This window comes from Mucilaginibacter ximonensis, from assembly GCF_042686265.1.
Lineage (GTDB): Bacteria > Bacteroidota > Bacteroidia > Sphingobacteriales > Sphingobacteriaceae > Mucilaginibacter > Mucilaginibacter ximonensis.
In genome coordinates this window covers 1,457,367-1,475,875 of the sequence record NZ_JBHUPD010000001.1, presented here as the reverse complement: position 1 = coordinate 1,475,875, position 18,509 = coordinate 1,457,367, and the positions used below count along the sequence as shown (strand labels likewise).

Genomic DNA, 18,509 nt, shown 5'->3' with positions numbered 1-18,509 from the left:
GGATTTAGAGGAGGCTGTAATGTCTGCAAAAAATATAAAAGTACTGGTGGTGGGTTGTGGCAACATGGGTGCCTCGCACGCCACCGCTTACCATAATCTTGATGGGTTTGAGATAGTCGGCCTGGTATCTACCGGGAATAGTAAAGTAGTGTTGAACCAAAGCTTAGGCGGCGGCTATGCGTTGTATAGTGATTACCACGAAGCGCTGGCAGCAACCAAACCTGATGCAGTCTGTATATCTACCTATCCTGATACACACGAGGAATTTGCCATTAAAGCTTTTGAAGCGGGCTGCCACGTATTTATAGAAAAGCCCCTGGCTGATACTGTCGAAGGATCTGTCCGGGTAGCCGAGGCTGCTAAAAAAGCCGGTAAAAAGCTGGTGGTGGGTTATATTTTGAGATATCATCCGTCGTGGGAGAAATTTATTGAAGTATCGCAGCAAATGGGTAAACCACTGGTGATGCGCATGAACCTGAACCAGCAAAGCCATGGTTACATGTGGACGGTGCACCGCAACCTCATGAAAAGTCTGAGCCCTATTGTAGATTGCGCCGTACATTATATTGATGTTATGTGCCAGATGACGCGTTCAAGACCGGTACAAGTTAGTGCTATAGGGGCCCGGTTGACTGATGAAGTACCTGAATGGAACTATAATTATGGCCAATTGCAAATTAGGTTTGAAGACGGCTCTGTGGGCTGGTATGAGGCAGGTTGGGGGCCGATGGTGAGCGAAACGGCATTTTTTATTAAAGATGTTTTCGGTCCGAAGGGCGCGGTGTCAATTGTCGCTAAAGAAGCTTCAAAAGCCGGCCAGTCAGACTCTGTAGATTCGCATACCAAAACAGAGTCGATCAAAATACATCATGCCGATCTTAACAAAGATGACGAGTTTACCAAGCCCGACGAATGGATAGATATGCATGATGAACCCGATCACCAGGAACTGTGTAACCGGGAGCAACGTTTTTTCCTGAAAGCAATACATGAGGATCTGGATCTGACACATCCTACCGAAGATGCGATTAACAGCTTACGAATAGCTTTTGCCTGCGATGAGTCAGTAAAGACAGGTGAGATCGTAAAATTATAAATTTCATAAACCAACATTTAATACGCGCCTTCCTGAACAGGAAGGCGTTTTTGTTTCAATTTGACTTTCGTTTGCTAAATTTTTTAGTATATATTTGTAAACATATACGAATTATGTGGGGGGAAGCGAGATGGAACAATTAGCGTTATTTACAGAAGCCGGTCAAAGCAACGGTTTACCAGAGCACTTGTTAGCTTATAAGGCGGGTTTGTTCAGTAAAATTGAAAGCGATGCCTTGTTAGAAAAATTTATCAGAGAAACGCCCTGGAAGCAAACCACGCAGAAATTGTGGGATAAGGAATATCTGACACCGCGCCTGACGTGCTGGTATGGCGAAACTGACCGGATAGCCGGCACCTTACCCTGGACTACAGAGCTGCAAGCCATTCGGGCAATTGTAGAGCCTTTAGCGGGTATAAAGTACAACAGCGTTTTGTTGAATTATTATAGGGATGGCAATGATTCGGTGGCCTGGCACAGTGACAAAGAAAGTATCATGGGCAGTCAACCGGTCATAGCCTCGGTTAGTTTTGGGCAGGTGCGAAGCTTTGATATCCGATGTAAGAGCAATCATAAAGAGCATTATTCTATCAGGCTTGAACATGGATCTTTTTTACTCATGAAATCAGGGTTGCAGGAGCATTGGGAGCATCGCATCGCTAAATCAACGCAAGCAATGAAAGCCAGGGTAAATTTGACGTTCAGACTTGTGTTATAAAATTTTTAGTCAAAACCCTATATTTACCCTATGCCAACAATCCCTATGCACTTATTGCAGGATCGGGCTGAAATAGGTATAGAAATAGACTATTTCAAGCCCGGCGACAAGCCTGAAGAGGAAGAGCCACTCGGAGCGCATCGGGATGATCATTATATTTTCTTTTTGGTTGAGAGGGGCGCAGCACAGTTGATGATTGATTTTGAGGTGATGCGTTTCACACCGAATACCTTGTATTTCGTTTTACCGGGTCAGGTACATCATCGTATCAGTGCCGATATGGCTTATGGTTGGTTTTTGGCCGTTGATACCGGTTTGTTAACTAATGAACAGCGGCAGGTTTTTGAGCAGCGCTTAACGTTGCAACTGCCAATTGCTTTAAGTGATGAAATGGCCGGCGAATTTAAAGAGGTGTTAAAGCCCTTGTTTCGACATTATTGCGATAATGAAGGGCAGCCCTTTTATAGGCAGGTATTGTACTCTCTATTACAGGCTTTTACCGGTATGGTGGCGGCACAATACAAGGAGCAGGAGGCGCAAAGCGGTATGCTGTTTAACCGTAAATATCAGCTTACGCAAGAGTTTAAAACTTTGCTGAGCAATAATTTGAAAGAAGTTAAAAGTCCGTCGGCTTATGCAGAGAAATTAAATGTTTCTGAAGTATATCTTAACGAGGCCTTGAAGAATACCACCGGCTTCCCTGTTAGCTATTGGATTATGCAGGAAGTAATGCTCGAGGCTAAGCGTTTGCTGTTTTACACGGCCCTGAACGTAAAAGAAATTGCCCATGAGTTAGGGTACGAAGATCATACCTATTTCTCGCGCATTTTTAAGCAGCAAAGCGGATTAACGCCTTTAGTATTTCGCGAGCAATACCGTGAATAGTCCAATCTTTGCCATAATAACTTAATTGTTTTAAGCTAAAAACCAACGTTTCTTTGTGATATCAAAAATCTATTCACATGGAAACATCCACTATACAAAAAATCAAAGCCGTTGCCAGTCGCCTAACCGAAAATCGCTTTCTGAATGCCGGCCATGTGCTGGAAGTGCGTGCCTGGGAGGGCGGTACTATGACGGAGATCGACCTGCATTTGCCAGAGGTTGATGTGCACCAATGGCAAGCTGTACCCTACATCAAATTTAAAGTAGCCGACTTTACTTATCGCGATTATACACCCTTTGGCTGGGATGCCGATACATCGACTTGTTCACTGCTTATAGACGTCGGTCATGACGGACCCGGTAGTAAATGGGCCCGCCTGGTAAATACAGGCGACGCGGTACAGTACTTTAAAATAGATACAACACACCAAACGCCTCATGCTACCGACCTGGTAGTTGGTATGGGCGATGCCAGCAGCCTGGCGCATCTGTTGGCCTTACAGCAATTAACCTTGCCGGTAAGTCGGTTTGCAGGCGCAGCATTTTTGCCCGACCGTACCCAACGCAAGTTGTTTAGCGAATATTTCAGATCGCCGGTGCAAATATTGAGCAATGTGGGTGAGGTACAGGATTGGATAAATGAGCAAGGTTATTGCGCAAGTCATTCACATTTTTACCTAACGGGACATAATGGTCTGGTAAGCAAAATCAGGCGGCAGCTAAAAAACATTGGTCACCAGCAAATTAAGGTAAAAGGCTTTTGGTCTTGAGGTATAGGTTTATAGGATAATACTTTTTATATTTATGCTATAAACCTAAGCTTATGAAAAACTTCATCACATCCGTCTTCATAATTCTATCATCAACTGCGTTTGTAAAGGCTCAGCAAGGTCTTAATTTTCCTATTTATACAAGTAAAACAGTAGTTAGCCAGGTTTCAGGAATAACTTCAAGCAAGTATTCCGGCGCAATGGGCCAGGCGGGTGTATCTTACAGGGACGGTGCCGTTACCCGCATAAGTTATTGTTTAAATAGCGGCAACGAAGCCGCAAAAAAAGAAAATAATAAATGGGATACAACTACGTATCGCGTAAGCATAGCCAGAAATGGCTCTACCACCGTTATAACGCACCCTGATGGTACAATATCCAATATATATGATAGCGGCGATGCCATCAGCATAAACGCAGCAGGAGGAGTAAGTAAATTCATCTATAAACTTTCTGCTCCAAGCCAATCAGCGGATGATAACCCTATGTATATGGCTGATTATAATAAAAACGTATCAGAGATAAGGACAGTTTACGGAACTGCTTTTAAGTTTGAACGAAAAGCAAATATTGCTACCATAATGAGGGGAGATGGTAGTTACCAGGTGATGATCACTACGGGCAAAACATCAGTAGTTATTGATTCAAAAGGCGCCGAAGCGCTGGTAGTTAACGATAGCGACGGAGATAGCGCGGTCATGAATGCTGATGGATCTAATTACATTGTAGTGAATGCCGGTGGCAAGTCGCAAATTATACATAACGACAATAAAATAGACAACATAAACAGTTTTGGCGGCTTGGGCATTTTGGTAGGCGGCGATGGAAAGTTTACCACTATGTTTAATTATAATAAAACAGGTACTAATAAAGATGCTTATGGTGCAGATCTATCGGCTTTTAATAGTACCGATGGGGGCGAGCTTACGCGTACATCTTTCTATAAAAACACCATAGCAACGGTATCTAACTAAAAACGTAAAATTACGGATGCCTTGCTTTTTTAGCAGTATATAAGGCGGTTATGTGTCTAGAACGTTTATTTTTGGTAGCTTTGCACTAATATTATTATGAAAGCTTACAGCAACCTTTTCCTTATCACGCTATTAGTAGTTTTGCTATCGTCTTGTAAAAAAGACGCACCCGATTTTAGCGACCCCAATAATTATATTAATGGCATAGTGACCGGCGCCAAAGGAAGCACGGGTGCTACCGGTTCTACGGGGAGCACTGGCGCTACCGGAAGTACAGGTGCTACGGGTTCAACCGGTAGTACTGGCACCACGGGAGCCACCGGCTCGACAGGTAATACTGACAATGAAATAAACACTCCTGGTGCTTATTATCTTAAAGCGACTTTAGATGGGAAACAGTTAGACTGGGAAGAAACTGCTGACGGTAATGGCTGGTTACCGGGATCTGGAAGTGCGCTGACTTTTGACGGGAACACGGGTATAGTAAACGGCACTCGCAGTGGGCTGTTAACTAATACTTTACCTAATACAGCATCGATAAGCATAGAGTTAGGCACCTTCAATTATAATGTAAACAATGTTTCAGACGAAACAGCTTTTAGTGCATTTTTTGCCGGTGCCGTAGGTGATTTTCCATATACAGCTGCTTCAGCTAACGCAAAGGTGGCAAAGATTTCATATCAGGATGAAAAAGGCAATAACTATACAACCGATGGCTCACAATCTGGAAATAGTTTTACAGTAGTAAGCGTAGAAAATAAAGCGGCTCAACCGTTTTATCACGATAGTGTTAAGGTAAAAGTAACCTTTAGTTGTAATCTTTATGAAATAAATCCGTCAACCGGTTTTGTTTATACCGATAATTCGCACAAAGCGTTGGTACTTGCAAATGCAACAGCGGTAATCAATATACAAGATTTTCGCTAATCGGATTCGCCTGAATGAAATCAGTAAAAAGCTTATCCATTTTATAAGGTAACAATTGGTTTTTGGGGGATTTTTCGTTTCTTTACGTTGAATCAAAACACCAATTTGTAAAACATTATTTAATGATGAAAGCTAAACACTTATTGGCTCTTGCAGGAGTTGTGGGTATGTTTTCGGCCTCGTATGCAATCGATGGCCCTAAGCCAAAAAAAGCCCCCGCCAAAGAGCCGGTCGACTTTGTCAATCCTAATATCGGTAACATCAGCCATATGCTGGTGCCAACTTACCCAACTACGCACTTGCCAAACAGCATGATGCGCGTGTTCCCGGTACGTCACGACTATACTACTAACCGCATCGGTGGCTTGCCGTTGATCGTTACACACCACCGAGAAGAATCAAGCTTTAATTTTTACCCGTATCAGGGGAACGAGAGTGGTATCAGGCCAACTGTTACGCTCAGCTACGACCAGGAAAAGGTTACCCCTTATCGTTACAAAGAATATTTAGACGAAGCGAATATTGCTACAGATTTTGCACCGTCACACCAAAGTGCGGTTTACAGCATTACGTTTGATAAGCCGGGCGCACCATATCTGGTATTTAATTGCCACCACGGCGAAATTAAAGCTGCGGGTAGTGTAATCAGCGGTTACCAGTCGCTTGGCGATGCTACTTCAGTTTACATTTACGCTGTAACTGATGTAGCGCCTTCAAAAGTAGGTACTGCAAAACGTGGTGGAGGTGTTGACTGGAGCGGATCGCCGTCGGCCTCGCTGGTGGTGTCGTATCCTGCCGGTACTAAAAAGATCGGTATGCGTTATGGTATTTCATTCATCAGCGTTGAGCAGGCAAAAAAGAACTTAGATCGCGAGATACACAACTTTGATGTAAATGCTGTTGCCGAAGCCGGTCGCAAAATCTGGAACGAGGCTTTGGGTAAAATTGCTGTAAGCGGCGCGTCTGATAAAGAAACTACCGTGTTTTATACTTCATTGTACCGTACTTATGAGCGCCCTATCGTAATAAGCGAAGACGGTAAATATTTCAGCGCCTCTGACGGTAAAGTTCATAGCGACGAAGGCCACCCGTTCTCAACAGACGACTGGACATGGGACACTTACCGCGCTGCGCACCCGCTGCGCGTCTTGATCGACAAACAACGTGAAAGCGATATCCTGAACTCATATATCCTGATGTCTGAGCAAACCGGCAAAGGCTGGTTCCCGACTTTCCCCGGCGTAAGTGGCGAGCAACACTGCATGAACTCAAACCACGGTATTGCCAGCGTTGCCGATGCTTATGCTAAAGGTGTACGCGGTTTTGACCTGGAGCGCGCCTATGCTGCTTGTAAAGCATCTATTGAAACTAAATCGTTACTGCCATGGTCTTACGCACCCTCGGGCGAGTTAGATGATTTCTTCAAAAAGAATGGTTATCTGCCGGCCTTAAAACCAGGCGAAAAAGAAACAGTGCCAAACGTGAGCGACTGGGAAAAACGCCAGCCAATTGCAGTTACCCTGGGTACTTCGTTTGATGAGTGGTGCTTATCGCAAATTGCGCAGGATTTGGGTAAAACTGATGATGCTAACCATTATCTGAAAGCGTCATATAATTATCGTAAAGTATTTAACCCAAAAACAGGTTTCTTCCACCCAAAAGATAAAGACGGTAATTTTATTGAGCCGTTAGATTACCGTATGGATGGCGGCCCCGGCGCACGTCAATATTATGACGAAAACAACGGCTATGAGTATCGCTGGGACGTACAACATAACATTGGCGATCTGGTTAAAATGGTTGGCGGAAACCAAAAATTTGTTGACGCGCTTGAAGATATGTTTAACACCGGCTACCCAACTTCGCGCTGGGATTTTTATGCTCAACTGCCAGACCATACCGGTAACGTAGGCATGTTCTCGATGGCTAATGAGCCGGGTTTTCATATTCCTTACCTTTATAATTATGCTGGCGCTCCGTGGCGCACACAAAAACGCATCCGCTCATTGCTTGACCAATGGTATCGTAACGATTTGATGGGTATCCCCGGCGATGAAGATGGTGGTGGCATGACGGCATTCGTGGTATTCAGCGAGATGGGTTTTTACCCGGTAACTCCTGGTTCGCCTACCTATAACATTGGCAGCCCTTGCTTCCCTTATGTCAAAATGAATTTGGGTAATGGTAAGTATTTTGAGATCAAAGCGCAAAATGCTTCATTCACTAATAAATACATCCAGTCGGCGAAGTTGAATGGCAAACCGCTTAATCAGCCGTGGTTTAAACACAGCGATATTGCTAACGGCGGTGTATTAGAATTGGTTATGGGCCCGGTTGCTAACAAAAGCTGGGGCGCGAATAATCCGCCGCCATCGGCAGCGCCAATGCCTATGTAAATTTAACTTGATTACAAGAATAGGTAAAAGCCTCAGGTCTAAAAGATCTGAGGCTTTTGCTTTTTACAATTAACCTATAGGAGATGGCATGACCATTTTTGCCTCACGCATGACAAATGTGCTCTGTATAGATGCAATATCAATAGAGTCAAACAAATGGTTCATCAGGAAAGTATGATAAGCGTCCAGATCGCGCACGGCTATGCGGATAATAAAATCATAATCTCCTGACATATGGTAGCACTCCAATACCTCCTGAAATTTAATGACCTCCTGTTCAAAGTGAAGTATATGCTCCTTGCTATGAACTTTTAATTTAACGTGGGTAAAAGCCGTAAGTCCCCGCCCAATCATCGATGGGTCTAGCACGGCGACATATTTTTTGATGTAGCCTTTTTCCTGCATCCGGCGTATGCGGTCATTAATAGTGCTGGCGCTTTTATAGAGTTTCTCGCCAATTTCTTTATTAGTTAGCCGTGCGTTTTCCTGTAAAATCTGCAGGATACGAATATCTGTCTGGTCAAGTTTTTCAAGCATGTCGTTGTTTGTACGAATAATAGGTTTGCTAAAAATGCAAAGTCGGATAATGTCCGGATGTATTTGATAAATATCGGATAAATATTTGATTTTTTGCCGATATGTGTTTTTATAGCCAATATATTCCGAATTTTAATCAGATATGAAACTCGTTACCTACAGTAAAAATAACATAGAATATCCCGGCATTATCGTCGAAGGAAATTTATATCGTTTAAACGGCGAAACGCTGATTGATGTGATAAAACGTGGGGACTTTGAGCCACTGGAACGGGTTAATGATTATACGTTGCTGGCTCCTATACCCAAACCAACGTCCTGTCGCGATGGGTACGCTTTCAGGCAACATGTTGCTACAGCCCGAAGAAACCGCGGTCTGGATATGATAGCAGCGTTTGATGAGTACCCGGTGTTTTACTTTACAAACCACCAGGCTGTTTATGGGCCTGGTAATATAGCCTGTATGCCTGATCATTTTAAACAGTTGGATTTTGAGTTGGAGATCGCTGTAGTTATTGGCAAACAAGGACGTAATATCAAGGCAGATGACGCCGACGGCTACATAGCAGGCTACACGATAATGAACGATCTGAGTGCACGTACGTTGCAGATGGAAGAAATGTTGCTAAATCTGGGCCCTGCTAAGGGAAAAGATTTTGCGACAGCCATTGGCCCCTGGTTGGTGACCCCTGATGAATTAGAACCCTACCGTATTAGCCCTAAAGCCGGACATACCGGTGCCGCATACCAATTGGAAATGACCTGTCATGTTAACGGCATACCGGTTTCTAAGGGCAATATGGCCGATATGGATTGGACCTTCGCTGAATTGATTGAACGCGCCTCTTACGGATGTACCCTTTTTCCAGGCGATGTAATTGGCTCCGGTACGGTAGGTACCGGGTGTTTCCTTGAACTTAATGGCACCGGCAAACTTAATGATCCGGCTTATGAGCCGCAATGGCTGCAGCCCGGCGATTTAGTGGAACTTACTATTACCGGCTTAGGCACTTTAAGCAATACCATAGTGGCAGAAACTTCTGATTGGTCTATTTTAAACTTGAAGAAATGAGAAGTTTTGACGCCAGCGAACTGAATACACCGCAGTTGCAAAACTATTTGCAGCATGCTATTGCTCCACGTCCCATAGCTCTTGTTTCGACTATAGACCAGGCCGGAAATGTTAATCTTAGTCCGTTTAGTTTCTTTAATCTGTTTAGTGCTAACCCACCTGTATGTGTTTTTTCACCATCCCGCAGGGTTAAAGATAACACGACCAAGCACACATTGGAAAACCTATACGAAGTGCGCGAATGTGTAATTAATATAGTTGATCATAACATTCTGCATAAGGTAAATCAATGCAGTGCCGATTACCCCAAAGGTATAAATGAGTTTAAACAGACCGGACTTACAGAATTGACTTCGTTGCAAGTTAAGCCTCCCCGAGTAGCTGAATCTCCGGTCCAATTAGAATGTTCGGTTATACATATCATGCCTTTGGGCAAAGGCCCGGGGGCAGGTAACCTGGTATTGGCCGAAGTTAAGCAGATTCATTTTAAAGAAAATCTGCTGGACAGCCAGGGCTTGCCCATACAGGAAAATTTTGACCTGGTAGCCCGTTTGGGCGGCAACTGGTATTGCCGTGTTACTCCTGAAAATTTATTCAAACTTCCAAAACCATAAAGTTATGCCGAGTTATTATAGTTTAGGAAAAATTCCGGCCAAAAGGCACACGCAGTTTCGTAAGCCCGACGGTAGTTTATATGCTGAAGAATTAGTATCGACTGAAGGTTTTTCCAGCCTTTACTCGCTGGTTTATCATGTACACCCGCCCACACTGGTTAAAGAGCTGGGCGAACCCTATTCGGTGGAGCCTAAGATTGCCCGCGGAAAACATTTAAAACATACCAGCCTCATTGGCTTCAATATCGCCCCTGAGGATGATTACCTGCAAAGCCGTAAACCTGTTTTGGTAAATAACGACTTGCATATCTCGTTGGCTGCGCCACGCAAATCAATGACCGACTATTTTTACAAGAACAGCCAGGCCGATGAGGTTGTGTTTGTTCACAAGGGTAGCGGTACGCTTAAAACGGGTTTTGGAAACCTTAAGTTTAGCTATGGCGATTATCTGATTATCCCCCGAGGAACTATTTATCAATTGGAGTTTGATGGGGCAGACAACCGTCTGTTTATTGTTGAAAGCTTTAGCCCTATTCGCCCGCCAAAACGTTATCTGAACACTTATGGGCAGTTGATGGAACACGCTCCGTATTGCGATCGTGATATTCGCAAACCTGTACAATTAGAAACGCACGATACGGAAGGCGATTTCAAGATCCTGATAAAAAAACAGGGGTTAATGTATCCCTATATTTATGGCACTCACCCTTTCGACTTTATTGGATGGGATGGCTGCCACTACCCATGGGCATTTTCTATCCACGATTTTGAACCTATTACCGGCCGGGTACATCAACCGCCGCCTGTACATCAAACCTTTGAAGGTAATAATTTCGTAATCTGCTCTTTTGTGCCGCGTAAGTTTGATTATCACCCGCTGGCTATACCTGCACCTTATAACCATAGTAATGTGGACAGTGATGAGGTACTGTACTACGTGGACGGCGATTTTATGAGCCGCAAAAGCGTAGTTAAAGGGCAAATTACCCTGCATCCGGGAGGTATACCACACGGGCCTGCTCCCGGCGCGGTGGAAAAATCCATCGGTAAAGAGGCTACCGAAGAACTGGCGGTTATGATAGACCCATTCAGGCCATTGATGCTAACCGACTACGCCTTACAAATTGAAGACCCTACTTATTATAAAAGCTGGCAACCATGAACACACAGACCATAACATCACCACAAACCGTACAAGACTTTCTGCCATTAAATGGTACCGACTATGTAGAATTTTACGTTGGCAATGCCAAGCAGGCAGCGCATTTCTATAAAACCGCCTTTGGCTTTCAGGATCTGGCCTACGCCGGGCCCGAAACCGGCTTACGCGACCGTGCGTCGTATGTTTTGCAGCAAGGAAAAATCCGCCTTATGCTTACCACACCGTTGCATAGCGAACATCCTATTGCAGAACATATCAAAAAACATGGCGACGGCGTGAAAGTGCTAGCCCTTTGGGTGGACGATGCCTACGATGCTTTTACGCAAACTACCAATCGCGGTGCCATACCTTACCAGCAGCCCCAAACGTTTACTGACGAATTTGGCGAAGTGCGTACCAGCGGTATCAAGCTTTATGGCGACACCGTCCATTTATTTATTGAACGAAAAAATTATCACGGCGCCTTTTTGCCGGGCTACAAGGCCTTAAATACCGGCTATCAGCCTGAACCTGCAGGGTTGTTATATATAGACCACTGTGTGGGCAATGTGGGATGGCACAAGATGAATAGCTGGGTTAATTTTTATGAAGATGTGTTGGGTTTTAAAAATATCCTGACCTTTGATGATAAAATGATCTCTACCGAATATTCGGCGCTGATGAGTAAGGTAATGAGCAACGGCAACGGCTATGTCAAATTTCCAATAAATGAACCTGCGGAGGGTAAAAGGAAATCGCAGATTGAGGAATACCTCGAGTTTTACGAAGGTGAAGGGGTGCAGCATTTAGCGCTGGCTACTCATGATATTGTGGCTACCGTCACTGCTTTGAAAAACCGCGGGGTAGAGTTTTTACAGGTTCCGTCAAGTTACTATGATGAGCTGGAGGCCCGTGTGGGGAAAATTGATGAGGATATTGAACCGTTAAAGGAATTGGGCATATTGGTAGACCGGGACGATGAGGGCTATTTATTGCAGCTATTTACCAAACCGGTAGAGGATAGGCCGACTTTGTTTTTTGAGATCATTCAACGCAAAGGAGCCCGTTCATTTGGCGCCGGAAACTTTAAGGCACTATTTGAGGCTATTGAGCGCGAACAGGAAATCAGGGGCAATTTATGAACGACTTTGGCAATCCGCAGGTAGCAGCGTTGCCACAGCACTTGCGGCAATACATTGTTGAGCAGCATTACGAACATTATACACCTGTTGACCAGGCTGTGTGGCGGTATGTAATGCGTCAAAATTATGCCAACCTGAAAGATGTTGCTTATTATCCGTATATACCCGGTCTTAAGGCTGCCGGACTAAGTATCGAGCATATTCCCCGTTTGCAGGAAATGAATGATGCCCTGGGAAAGATAGGCTGGGGGGCTGTTACGGTAGACGGTTTTATCCCGCCGGCGGCTTTTATGGAGTACCAGGCTTACCGGGTTTTAGTAATCGCTGCGGATATCAGACAGCTACAGCATATTGATTATACACCGGCTCCGGATATCATCCATGAATCGGCGGGCCATGCACCTATTATTGCAGAACCCGACTATCACCGTTATTTGAGTTATTTTGGCTCCATAGGTGCTAAAGCCATGTATTCGGCACAGGATTATGAACTGTACGAGGCCATCAGGGCTTTATCTATACTTAAAGAAATGCCGAATCCTGATGCCGATGAATTGCGCGCTGCCGAGCAGCAGGTAACTTACTGGCAGGAAAACATGGGCGAACCGTCGGAAATGGCCCTGTTGAGCCGTTTGCATTGGTGGACAGTAGAATACGGCTTAATAGGCACACTGGAAGATCCTAAAATATATGGCGCGGGTTTACTGTCATCAATCGGCGAAAGTGCCAGCTGCATGAAGCCTGACGTACTCAAACTGTGGTACACGCCAGAAGCGGTTAATTATACATACGACATTACCCGCCCGCAGCAGCAACTGTTTGTTACACCCAATTTTCAAAATCTGATAGACGTGCTGGAACAATTCGCCAACCAGATGGCGTTTCGCACAGGTGGGCTAGCCGGCTTGCAAAAAGCGATGGATAGCCAGCAAACCTGTACGATAGTATATAGTTCAGGCTTGCAGATCTCAGGTATATTAGTTGATTTTTATACCTGGAATGACCAGCCATCGTTTGTGCGTTTTAAAGGGCCCGTAGCGCTTGCCCAAGATGACAGGCAACTCAACGGGCATGGCAAAGCGCGGCACCCTGATGGTTACAGCAGCCCGGTTGGAAAGCTTATAAGCGGTGAAGTTGAGCCCGGCAGACAATCCTGGTTATACGAAAATGGTGTCAGGGTAGAAGGCACGCTTGCTAAAATATTATATAATGACGGCGGAAAACCTATGCTGGTTACTTTTAATGACTGCACGGTAACTGATGCAAATGACCATATTCTTTTCTGCCCGGAATGGGGAGATTATGATTTAGCAATTGGCGAAGCAATAGTTTCGGTTTTTAGCGGTGCTGCCGACAAAAACAATTTTGAAGATATAGCTTACAAGCCTAAAACCAGCACCTATCACCCTGTTTATGATGCCCTCACGCAGCAGCTTCATAGTTTATATCAGCAAGTAAGACAAGCACGCGAACAGCGTGATTTTTCAAACCTGGAAAAAATATGGCAAAGCCTGCACGAGCAATTTCCTGAAGATTGGCTTTGTGCTTTAGAAATTTTAGAACTCCTTGGCTCGCATACGCAGATTGAAAATTGCCTCAACGCTAAAACTCGGGATCCCAGGTTTACCAAATTAATTAATGATGGTCTGGCTTTGATCAGGGCTGCATCGCTTCAATAAAATTAACCTTTTAGCGGCATAACGGTACTGCGTTGTTTTAACGTTCATTTCCGACGGTACTGCACTTTCACGCTGCGCCTTGCTACAAGGCATGTTTTTTATTACTTAACTTTTTTACAAGCGTTCACTAATTATTAAATTGTGAGACTTTTGTTCATCGCTTATGAAAAAATTGAGACTTTATGGTTGCCCCGATTCTCCCGAGATGTATACCATACGGGATTATTTGCAACGCAGCGTTGTAGGCTATGAGCTTGCTAACCCATTTGACCGCTCGGACGCGCCGCCAGAAGTTGAGTTTGAAGATGGTACGCGACTGATAAACCCTTCATTACAAGATATTGCCAACCAATTAGGGTGGCTCGCTAAACCACGGTATGATGAATATGACCTGGCCATTTATGGCGCCGGGCCGGCTGGATTGAGCGCAGCGGTATATGCGGCGTCTGAAGGGTTAAAAACTATACTGGTTGAGCGTAGCGCTATTGGCGGGCAGGCTGGTACCAGTTCCATGATTGAGAACTACCTGGGATTCCCAGAGGGCATAGCCGGCGCACAGCTGGCCGATCGCGCCCGCCAGCAAGCACTGAAATTTGGCGCCGAGATACTTTTATTAAAAGAGGGTGTTAGCGTTTGTTTCAAAGAGAATAGAATTATTGTGGAACTGAGGGACGGAACTGTCATTCGTTCAAAGGCAAATATCTGTGCCACCGGGGTAGAGTACGCCCGGCTCGAATTGCCGAATGAAGACCATTTTTTGTACCGTGGGCTGTATTACGGGGCAGGAGCAAGCGAAGCCACTTTATGTTATGACAAAGATATTTACATAGTGGGTGGCGGTAACATGGCCGGCCAGGCCGCTATTTACTTTTCGGGTTTTGCGCGGAAAGTTTACCTTGTGGTGCGACGTGGCAATCTTTCATCAACGCTTTCAGATTACCTGGTGAAGCGTATCAAATCAGTTAAAAACATAGAGGTTATTTACCATACCGAAGTTACCGCTATGGATGGCGATCGTGAGCTTCAGCAGATAAAACTTAAACACAATATAACCGGCGATGAAAGCTTAAGGGAAACCGGGAAGCTTTTTGTTTGTATTGGCGGCGACCCCAATACTGATTGGGCTATCAATACCCCGCTTTTACGCTGTAAAAAAGGTTACCTGGTTACGGGCAATGACCTGCTGAAGCATGACGGGTTCCGGGAGCAGTGGCAGCCTGACAGATTACCCTTTCATCTGGAAACCAGTGTGCCGGGGTTTTTCGCTGTCGGCGATGTACGTTATGGCTCGGTAAAAAGGGTGGCTTCGGCTGTTGGTGACGGCGCTATGGCTGTTACACAGGTACATCAGTATTTATCAGATATTATTTAGGCGCTTTGCAGCACAACGCCTTTGCCTGAACGTAATAGCTCCTGTGTAATTTCGCGTGTGTAAGCTTTAATCTCTTCCTGAAATAAGCTCACCGAGGCTCCGCTTCTTATCTCCTCTAAACGTTTTTCCCAGCTGCCCGCTAGTTCAGCCTGGGCAATGCGCTGGCCTTTCACTACATCATACACTGCCAGCCCGGTGGGCGTAGGCACCAGGTTTTTCTTTTCGCGCAGGATGTATTTGCGACTTAACAGGGTTTCAATAATGGCTGCTCGGGTGGCGGGTGTACCCAATCCGCCCGCCTTCATAGCTTCTCTAAGTTCTTCATCTTCAATTTCTTTACCGGCTGTTTCTAAAGCTTTAAGTAAGGTGGCCTCATTGTATAAAGGCTTTGGCTTGGTTTGTTTTTCAACAAGCGTTTTATCGGCTACCGGCAAGTCTTCGCCTTGCGTAAGCTTTGGTAAAGCGGCATTATCCTCGTCTTTTTTATCTTCTTCAGGGTCATTAAAAACAGCCCGCCAGCCGGCCTCTCTGATTACTGTACCACTGGCGTTAAACCTGGTGCCCGATAGTAAGGTAATCTTGGTGATGTCCTTAATACAATCGCTATGAAAAGCTTCCAGCATACGGCCTGCCACCAGGTCATAAACCGTTTGCAGATCAGCAGATAATTGCCAGGGCTTTTCGCCGGTAGGCAAAATAGCATGGTGATCGGTTACTTTTTTAGCGTTGACGCTCCGTTTGCTCAGTTTGGCGCCGTTAAGCACCGTAGCCTGTTTAGCAAAATCGGGGTGATGTTGCAAGCCGCTGATCAATGAGGGAATTTGCGCAAATACATCATCACCAATATACCGGCTGCCGGTTCTGGGGTAAGTAACCAATTTTCCCTCATACAAAGTTTGCAGCAAACTTAAAGTCTGATCGGCAGTGAAGCCTTTCTTTTTATTTGCTTCCTGCTGCAAACTGCTCAGGTCGTGCAACAGCGGTGGCGGCTCTTTACGCGGTTTGCCTTCAACAGAAATTACGTTTGCAGTCGCAGTGACGGCCTGAAGCACCGCCTCAGCTTCCTCGCGGGTTTTAAAGTTTTTGTCAGATACAGCTTTAAATTTCTGACCATCTTTATCCGGAAAGATGGCCACCTGGTAATAAGTCTCGGGTTTAAAGTCCCGGTTTTCGAGGTATCGCGCGCAGATCATGGCCAGCGTTGGGGTTTGCACGCGCCCCAACGATAACACACCCTTATTGCCCGACGCCAGGCTGAGCGCTTGCGTAGCATTCATACCCACCAGCCAGTCGGATTGTGAGCGGCAATGTGCCGAATTAAATAAGGTATCATAGTCAGAACCCGGTTTAAGGTTGCGAAAGCCTTCCTTAATGGCTTCGTCAGTTTGTGACGATATCCATAAGCGTTTAAACGGCTTTTTGCATTTCAAATAATAATAAATGTAGCGGAAGATGAGCTCGCCCTCGCGCCCGGCGTCGGTCGCTACAATGATCTCTGTAGCTTCGTCAAAAAGAGATTTAATGATATCAAGTTGTTTCTTAACGCCCGGATCATCTATCAACCCGTCTTTTGATTTTACCTTGCGGATAGCTAGTTTAAATTTAGGCGGTAGCATGGGCAGGTTTTGTACGCTCCAGCCGTAATAACCGTACTCTTGCGGGGCTGCCAGTTGCAGTAAATGGCCAAAGGCCCAGGTAAAGGTATAACCCTTACCCTCGATGTAGCCGTCTTTTTTTGTATTGGCGCCAAATACGCGCGCTATTTCACGCCCAACTGATGGTTTCTCTGCAATGATTACTTTCATAAAACACAGCGAAGCTAACAAAGACGGCAACAGCCGCCAAACGGTGTGGAAAACTGCTGACTGGTTTGATGCCTTTTATAGGTATATAAAGTTTTCAACAAACAAAAAAGTGTTTCAAATCAAAGTGTTTCACTCCAAAAATGAAAAATACCCTAAAAATGCATATGTCATTTGTTTTCAGATTATTGAAGTGATTTAGTTAAAGTTAAGCTACTGTTTCAAAGTGTTTCACTGTGTTTGTTTAAGTAATTAATTTTCAGTGTTTTATTATAAAAGAGTGTTTCATGTGTTTCATATTTTTATGAAACACATGAAAATGTTAAAATCTAATGGCAGTATGTTGACTAATAACTATTGCCGTCCATTCTTTTAAATTCTATTTTTGTGATTCATTTTAAATAGATGTCTGAAAACTTAGAACACGTTAAATGCCTGATCATTGGTTCAGGTCCCGCAGGTTACACTGCAGCTATATATGCATCGCGCGCCGATTTGAAACCGGTTATGTATACCGGTATGTTAGCCGGCGGTCAGCTTACTCAAACTACTGATGTCGAAAACTTTCCGGGCTATCCCGAAGGAATTATGGGCCCTGAGATGATGGAAGACTTTCGGAAGCAAGCTGAACGGTTAGGTACTGACATCCGTTTTGGCTACGTAAGTTCTGTTGATTTTTCAAGCACCCCGCATAAAGTTGTAGTTGATGAGATCAAAACTATATTGGCTGATACGGTAATTATCTCAACAGGTGCTTCGGCAAAATGGCTGGGACTGGAGTCTGAGCAAAAATACAGCGGCTTTGGCGTGTCGGCTTGTGCGGTTTGCGATGGCTTTTTCTTTAAAGGACAAGACGTTGCCATAGTAGGTGCCGGCGATACCGCTGCCGAAGAAGCAACTTACCTGGCTAAGCTTTGCAATAAGGTTTATATGATTGTGCGTCGCGATGAGTTCCGTGCCTCGAAAGCAATGGTTCACCGCGTTTTGAATACGCCAAATATCGAAATCCTTTACAATACTGAAACCAAAGAAATTTTGGGCGACGGGCAGTCAGTAAATGCTGTGAAGGTCATCAACAATGAAACAAACGTGGAGACAATACTTGATGTCACCGGTTTTTTTGTGGCTATTGGTCACCAACCCAATACCGAAATATTTAAAGGATGGATTGATATGGATGAAACAGGCTATATTAAAACCAGACCAGGCTCAACCCAAACAAACGTAGAAGGCGTATTTTGCTGCGGCGATGCCCAGGATCATATCTATCGGCAGGCTGTTACTGCGGCAGGCACAGGGTGTATGGCTGCAATTGATGCAGAGCGTTACCTGGCTGCTAAAGAGCACGTGGTTACGGCTTGATTTTAAGTTGACCATACGAGAT

The 18,509-nt window shown here is 44.8% G+C and carries 16 protein-coding genes; 14 read left to right on the top strand and 2 right to left on the bottom strand.

Going from position 1 to position 18,509, the window contains the following annotated elements; translation table 11 throughout:
* Positions 1 to 19: 19 nt before the first annotated feature.
* From ACFS5N_RS06710 to ACFS5N_RS06680, 7 genes are all read left to right on the top strand, one after another.
* Positions 20 to 1,096, top strand: coding sequence for a Gfo/Idh/MocA family protein (locus ACFS5N_RS06710; protein ID WP_377183513.1), 1,077 nt, complete (start codon positions 20 to 22; stop codon positions 1,094 to 1,096).
* Between the two features lie 130 nt (positions 1,097 to 1,226).
* The gene (locus ACFS5N_RS06705) at positions 1,227 to 1,814 is read left to right on the top strand and encodes an alpha-ketoglutarate-dependent dioxygenase AlkB family protein (RefSeq protein WP_377183511.1); all 588 of its coding nucleotides are present in this window, start codon (positions 1,227 to 1,229) and stop codon (positions 1,812 to 1,814) included.
* Positions 1,815 to 1,844: 30 nt separating this feature from the next.
* Positions 1,845 to 2,699 carry a helix-turn-helix domain-containing protein gene (locus tag ACFS5N_RS06700; protein WP_377183509.1) on the top strand — a complete coding sequence of 285 codons (855 nt, stop codon included), beginning with the start codon at positions 1,845 to 1,847 and terminating at the stop codon, positions 2,697 to 2,699.
* Positions 2,700 to 2,776: 77 nt separating this feature from the next.
* On the top strand, positions 2,777 to 3,469 hold the full coding sequence (locus tag ACFS5N_RS06695) for a hypothetical protein (RefSeq protein WP_377183507.1): 693 nt from the start codon (positions 2,777 to 2,779) through the stop codon (positions 3,467 to 3,469).
* A gap of 53 nt (positions 3,470 to 3,522) precedes the next feature.
* Positions 3,523 to 4,443 (top strand): hypothetical protein, encoded by a 921-nt coding sequence (locus tag ACFS5N_RS06690; protein WP_377183505.1) that lies wholly within the window; start codon positions 3,523 to 3,525, stop codon positions 4,441 to 4,443.
* 96 nt (positions 4,444 to 4,539) lie between these two features.
* On the top strand, positions 4,540 to 5,370 hold the full coding sequence (locus tag ACFS5N_RS06685; protein ID WP_377183503.1) for a hypothetical protein: 831 nt from the start codon (positions 4,540 to 4,542) through the stop codon (positions 5,368 to 5,370).
* 122 nt (positions 5,371 to 5,492) lie between these two features.
* Positions 5,493 to 7,766, top strand: a complete 2,274-nt coding sequence (locus tag ACFS5N_RS06680; protein ID WP_377183501.1) for a GH92 family glycosyl hydrolase — start codon at positions 5,493 to 5,495, stop codon at positions 7,764 to 7,766.
* Between the two features lie 69 nt (positions 7,767 to 7,835).
* On the opposite strand, the gene ACFS5N_RS06675 is transcribed toward ACFS5N_RS06680, so the two are convergent.
* Positions 7,836 to 8,303, bottom strand: coding sequence for an Lrp/AsnC family transcriptional regulator (locus ACFS5N_RS06675; protein WP_377183499.1), 468 nt, complete (start codon positions 8,301 to 8,303; stop codon positions 7,836 to 7,838).
* A 142-nt stretch (positions 8,304 to 8,445) separates the two neighbouring features.
* Here ACFS5N_RS06675 and ACFS5N_RS06670 point away from each other — a divergent pair, with 142 nt between their 5' ends.
* From ACFS5N_RS06670 to ACFS5N_RS06645, 6 genes are all read left to right on the top strand, one after another.
* The gene (locus ACFS5N_RS06670) at positions 8,446 to 9,375 is read left to right on the top strand and encodes a fumarylacetoacetate hydrolase family protein (RefSeq protein ID WP_377183497.1); all 930 of its coding nucleotides are present in this window, start codon (positions 8,446 to 8,448) and stop codon (positions 9,373 to 9,375) included.
* Complete coding sequence (locus ACFS5N_RS06665) at positions 9,372 to 9,989, top strand: flavin reductase family protein (protein WP_377183496.1); 618 nt, start codon at positions 9,372 to 9,374, stop codon at positions 9,987 to 9,989. Before ACFS5N_RS06670 ends, ACFS5N_RS06665 begins: the two co-directional genes overlap by 4 nt.
* Before the next feature lie 4 nt (positions 9,990 to 9,993).
* Positions 9,994 to 11,151: a homogentisate 1,2-dioxygenase gene (locus ACFS5N_RS06660; protein WP_377183495.1), complete on the top strand. Its 1,158-nt coding sequence runs from the start codon at positions 9,994 to 9,996 to the stop codon at positions 11,149 to 11,151.
* Entirely contained in the window at positions 11,148 to 12,272 is a 1,125-nt protein-coding gene (gene hppD / locus ACFS5N_RS06655) for a 4-hydroxyphenylpyruvate dioxygenase (protein ID WP_377183493.1), read from the top strand. The genes ACFS5N_RS06660 and hppD overlap by 4 nt, the downstream gene beginning before the upstream one ends.
* Positions 12,269 to 13,951 carry an aromatic amino acid hydroxylase gene (locus ACFS5N_RS06650; RefSeq protein ID WP_377183491.1) on the top strand — a complete coding sequence of 561 codons (1,683 nt, stop codon included), beginning with the start codon at positions 12,269 to 12,271 and terminating at the stop codon, positions 13,949 to 13,951. Before hppD ends, ACFS5N_RS06650 begins: the two co-directional genes overlap by 4 nt.
* Positions 13,952 to 14,114: 163 nt before the next feature.
* Positions 14,115 to 15,323, top strand: a complete 1,209-nt coding sequence (locus tag ACFS5N_RS06645; protein ID WP_377183490.1) for an NAD(P)/FAD-dependent oxidoreductase — start codon at positions 14,115 to 14,117, stop codon at positions 15,321 to 15,323.
* Here the strand turns inward: ACFS5N_RS06645 and topB are convergent.
* Positions 15,320 to 17,128 carry a DNA topoisomerase III gene (gene topB, locus ACFS5N_RS06640; RefSeq protein WP_377183488.1) on the bottom strand — a complete coding sequence of 603 codons (1,809 nt, stop codon included), beginning with the start codon at positions 17,126 to 17,128 and terminating at the stop codon, positions 15,320 to 15,322. The genes ACFS5N_RS06645 and topB overlap by 4 nt on opposite strands.
* Positions 17,129 to 17,530: 402 nt before the next feature.
* On the opposite strand from topB, the gene trxB reads away from it, so the two are divergent.
* Positions 17,531 to 18,487, top strand: a complete 957-nt coding sequence (trxB, locus tag ACFS5N_RS06635) for a thioredoxin-disulfide reductase (RefSeq protein ID WP_377183486.1) — start codon at positions 17,531 to 17,533, stop codon at positions 18,485 to 18,487.
* The last annotated feature ends 22 nt before the right edge of the window (positions 18,488 to 18,509 follow it).

Bases quoted from the DNA above. Each gene is read 5' to 3' on its own strand.
- ACFS5N_RS06700 (WP_377183509.1), top strand. From the start codon at position 1,845: ATGCCAACAATCCCTATGCACTTATTGCAGGATCGGGCTGAAATAGGT.
- ACFS5N_RS06705 (WP_377183511.1), top strand. From the start codon at position 1,227: ATGGAACAATTAGCGTTATTTACAGAAGCCGGTCAAAGCAACGGTTTA.
- ACFS5N_RS06680 (WP_377183501.1), top strand. From the start codon at position 5,493: ATGATGAAAGCTAAACACTTATTGGCTCTTGCAGGAGTTGTGGGTATG.
- ACFS5N_RS06710 (WP_377183513.1), top strand. From the start codon at position 20: ATGTCTGCAAAAAATATAAAAGTACTGGTGGTGGGTTGTGGCAACATG.
- ACFS5N_RS06670 (WP_377183497.1), top strand. From the start codon at position 8,446: ATGAAACTCGTTACCTACAGTAAAAATAACATAGAATATCCCGGCATT.
- ACFS5N_RS06650 (WP_377183491.1), top strand. From the start codon at position 12,269: ATGAACGACTTTGGCAATCCGCAGGTAGCAGCGTTGCCACAGCACTTG.
- ACFS5N_RS06695 (WP_377183507.1), top strand. From the start codon at position 2,777: ATGGAAACATCCACTATACAAAAAATCAAAGCCGTTGCCAGTCGCCTA.
- ACFS5N_RS06645 (WP_377183490.1), top strand. From the start codon at position 14,115: ATGAAAAAATTGAGACTTTATGGTTGCCCCGATTCTCCCGAGATGTAT.
- ACFS5N_RS06685 (WP_377183503.1), top strand. From the start codon at position 4,540: ATGAAAGCTTACAGCAACCTTTTCCTTATCACGCTATTAGTAGTTTTG.
- ACFS5N_RS06660 (WP_377183495.1), top strand. From the start codon at position 9,994: ATGCCGAGTTATTATAGTTTAGGAAAAATTCCGGCCAAAAGGCACACG.
- trxB (WP_377183486.1), top strand. From the start codon at position 17,531: ATGTCTGAAAACTTAGAACACGTTAAATGCCTGATCATTGGTTCAGGT.
- ACFS5N_RS06665 (WP_377183496.1), top strand. From the start codon at position 9,372: ATGAGAAGTTTTGACGCCAGCGAACTGAATACACCGCAGTTGCAAAAC.
- topB (WP_377183488.1), bottom strand. From the start codon at position 17,128: ATGAAAGTAATCATTGCAGAGAAACCATCAGTTGGGCGTGAAATAGCG.
- hppD (WP_377183493.1), top strand. From the start codon at position 11,148: ATGAACACACAGACCATAACATCACCACAAACCGTACAAGACTTTCTG.
- ACFS5N_RS06690 (WP_377183505.1), top strand. From the start codon at position 3,523: ATGAAAAACTTCATCACATCCGTCTTCATAATTCTATCATCAACTGCG.
- ACFS5N_RS06675 (WP_377183499.1), bottom strand. From the start codon at position 8,303: ATGCTTGAAAAACTTGACCAGACAGATATTCGTATCCTGCAGATTTTA.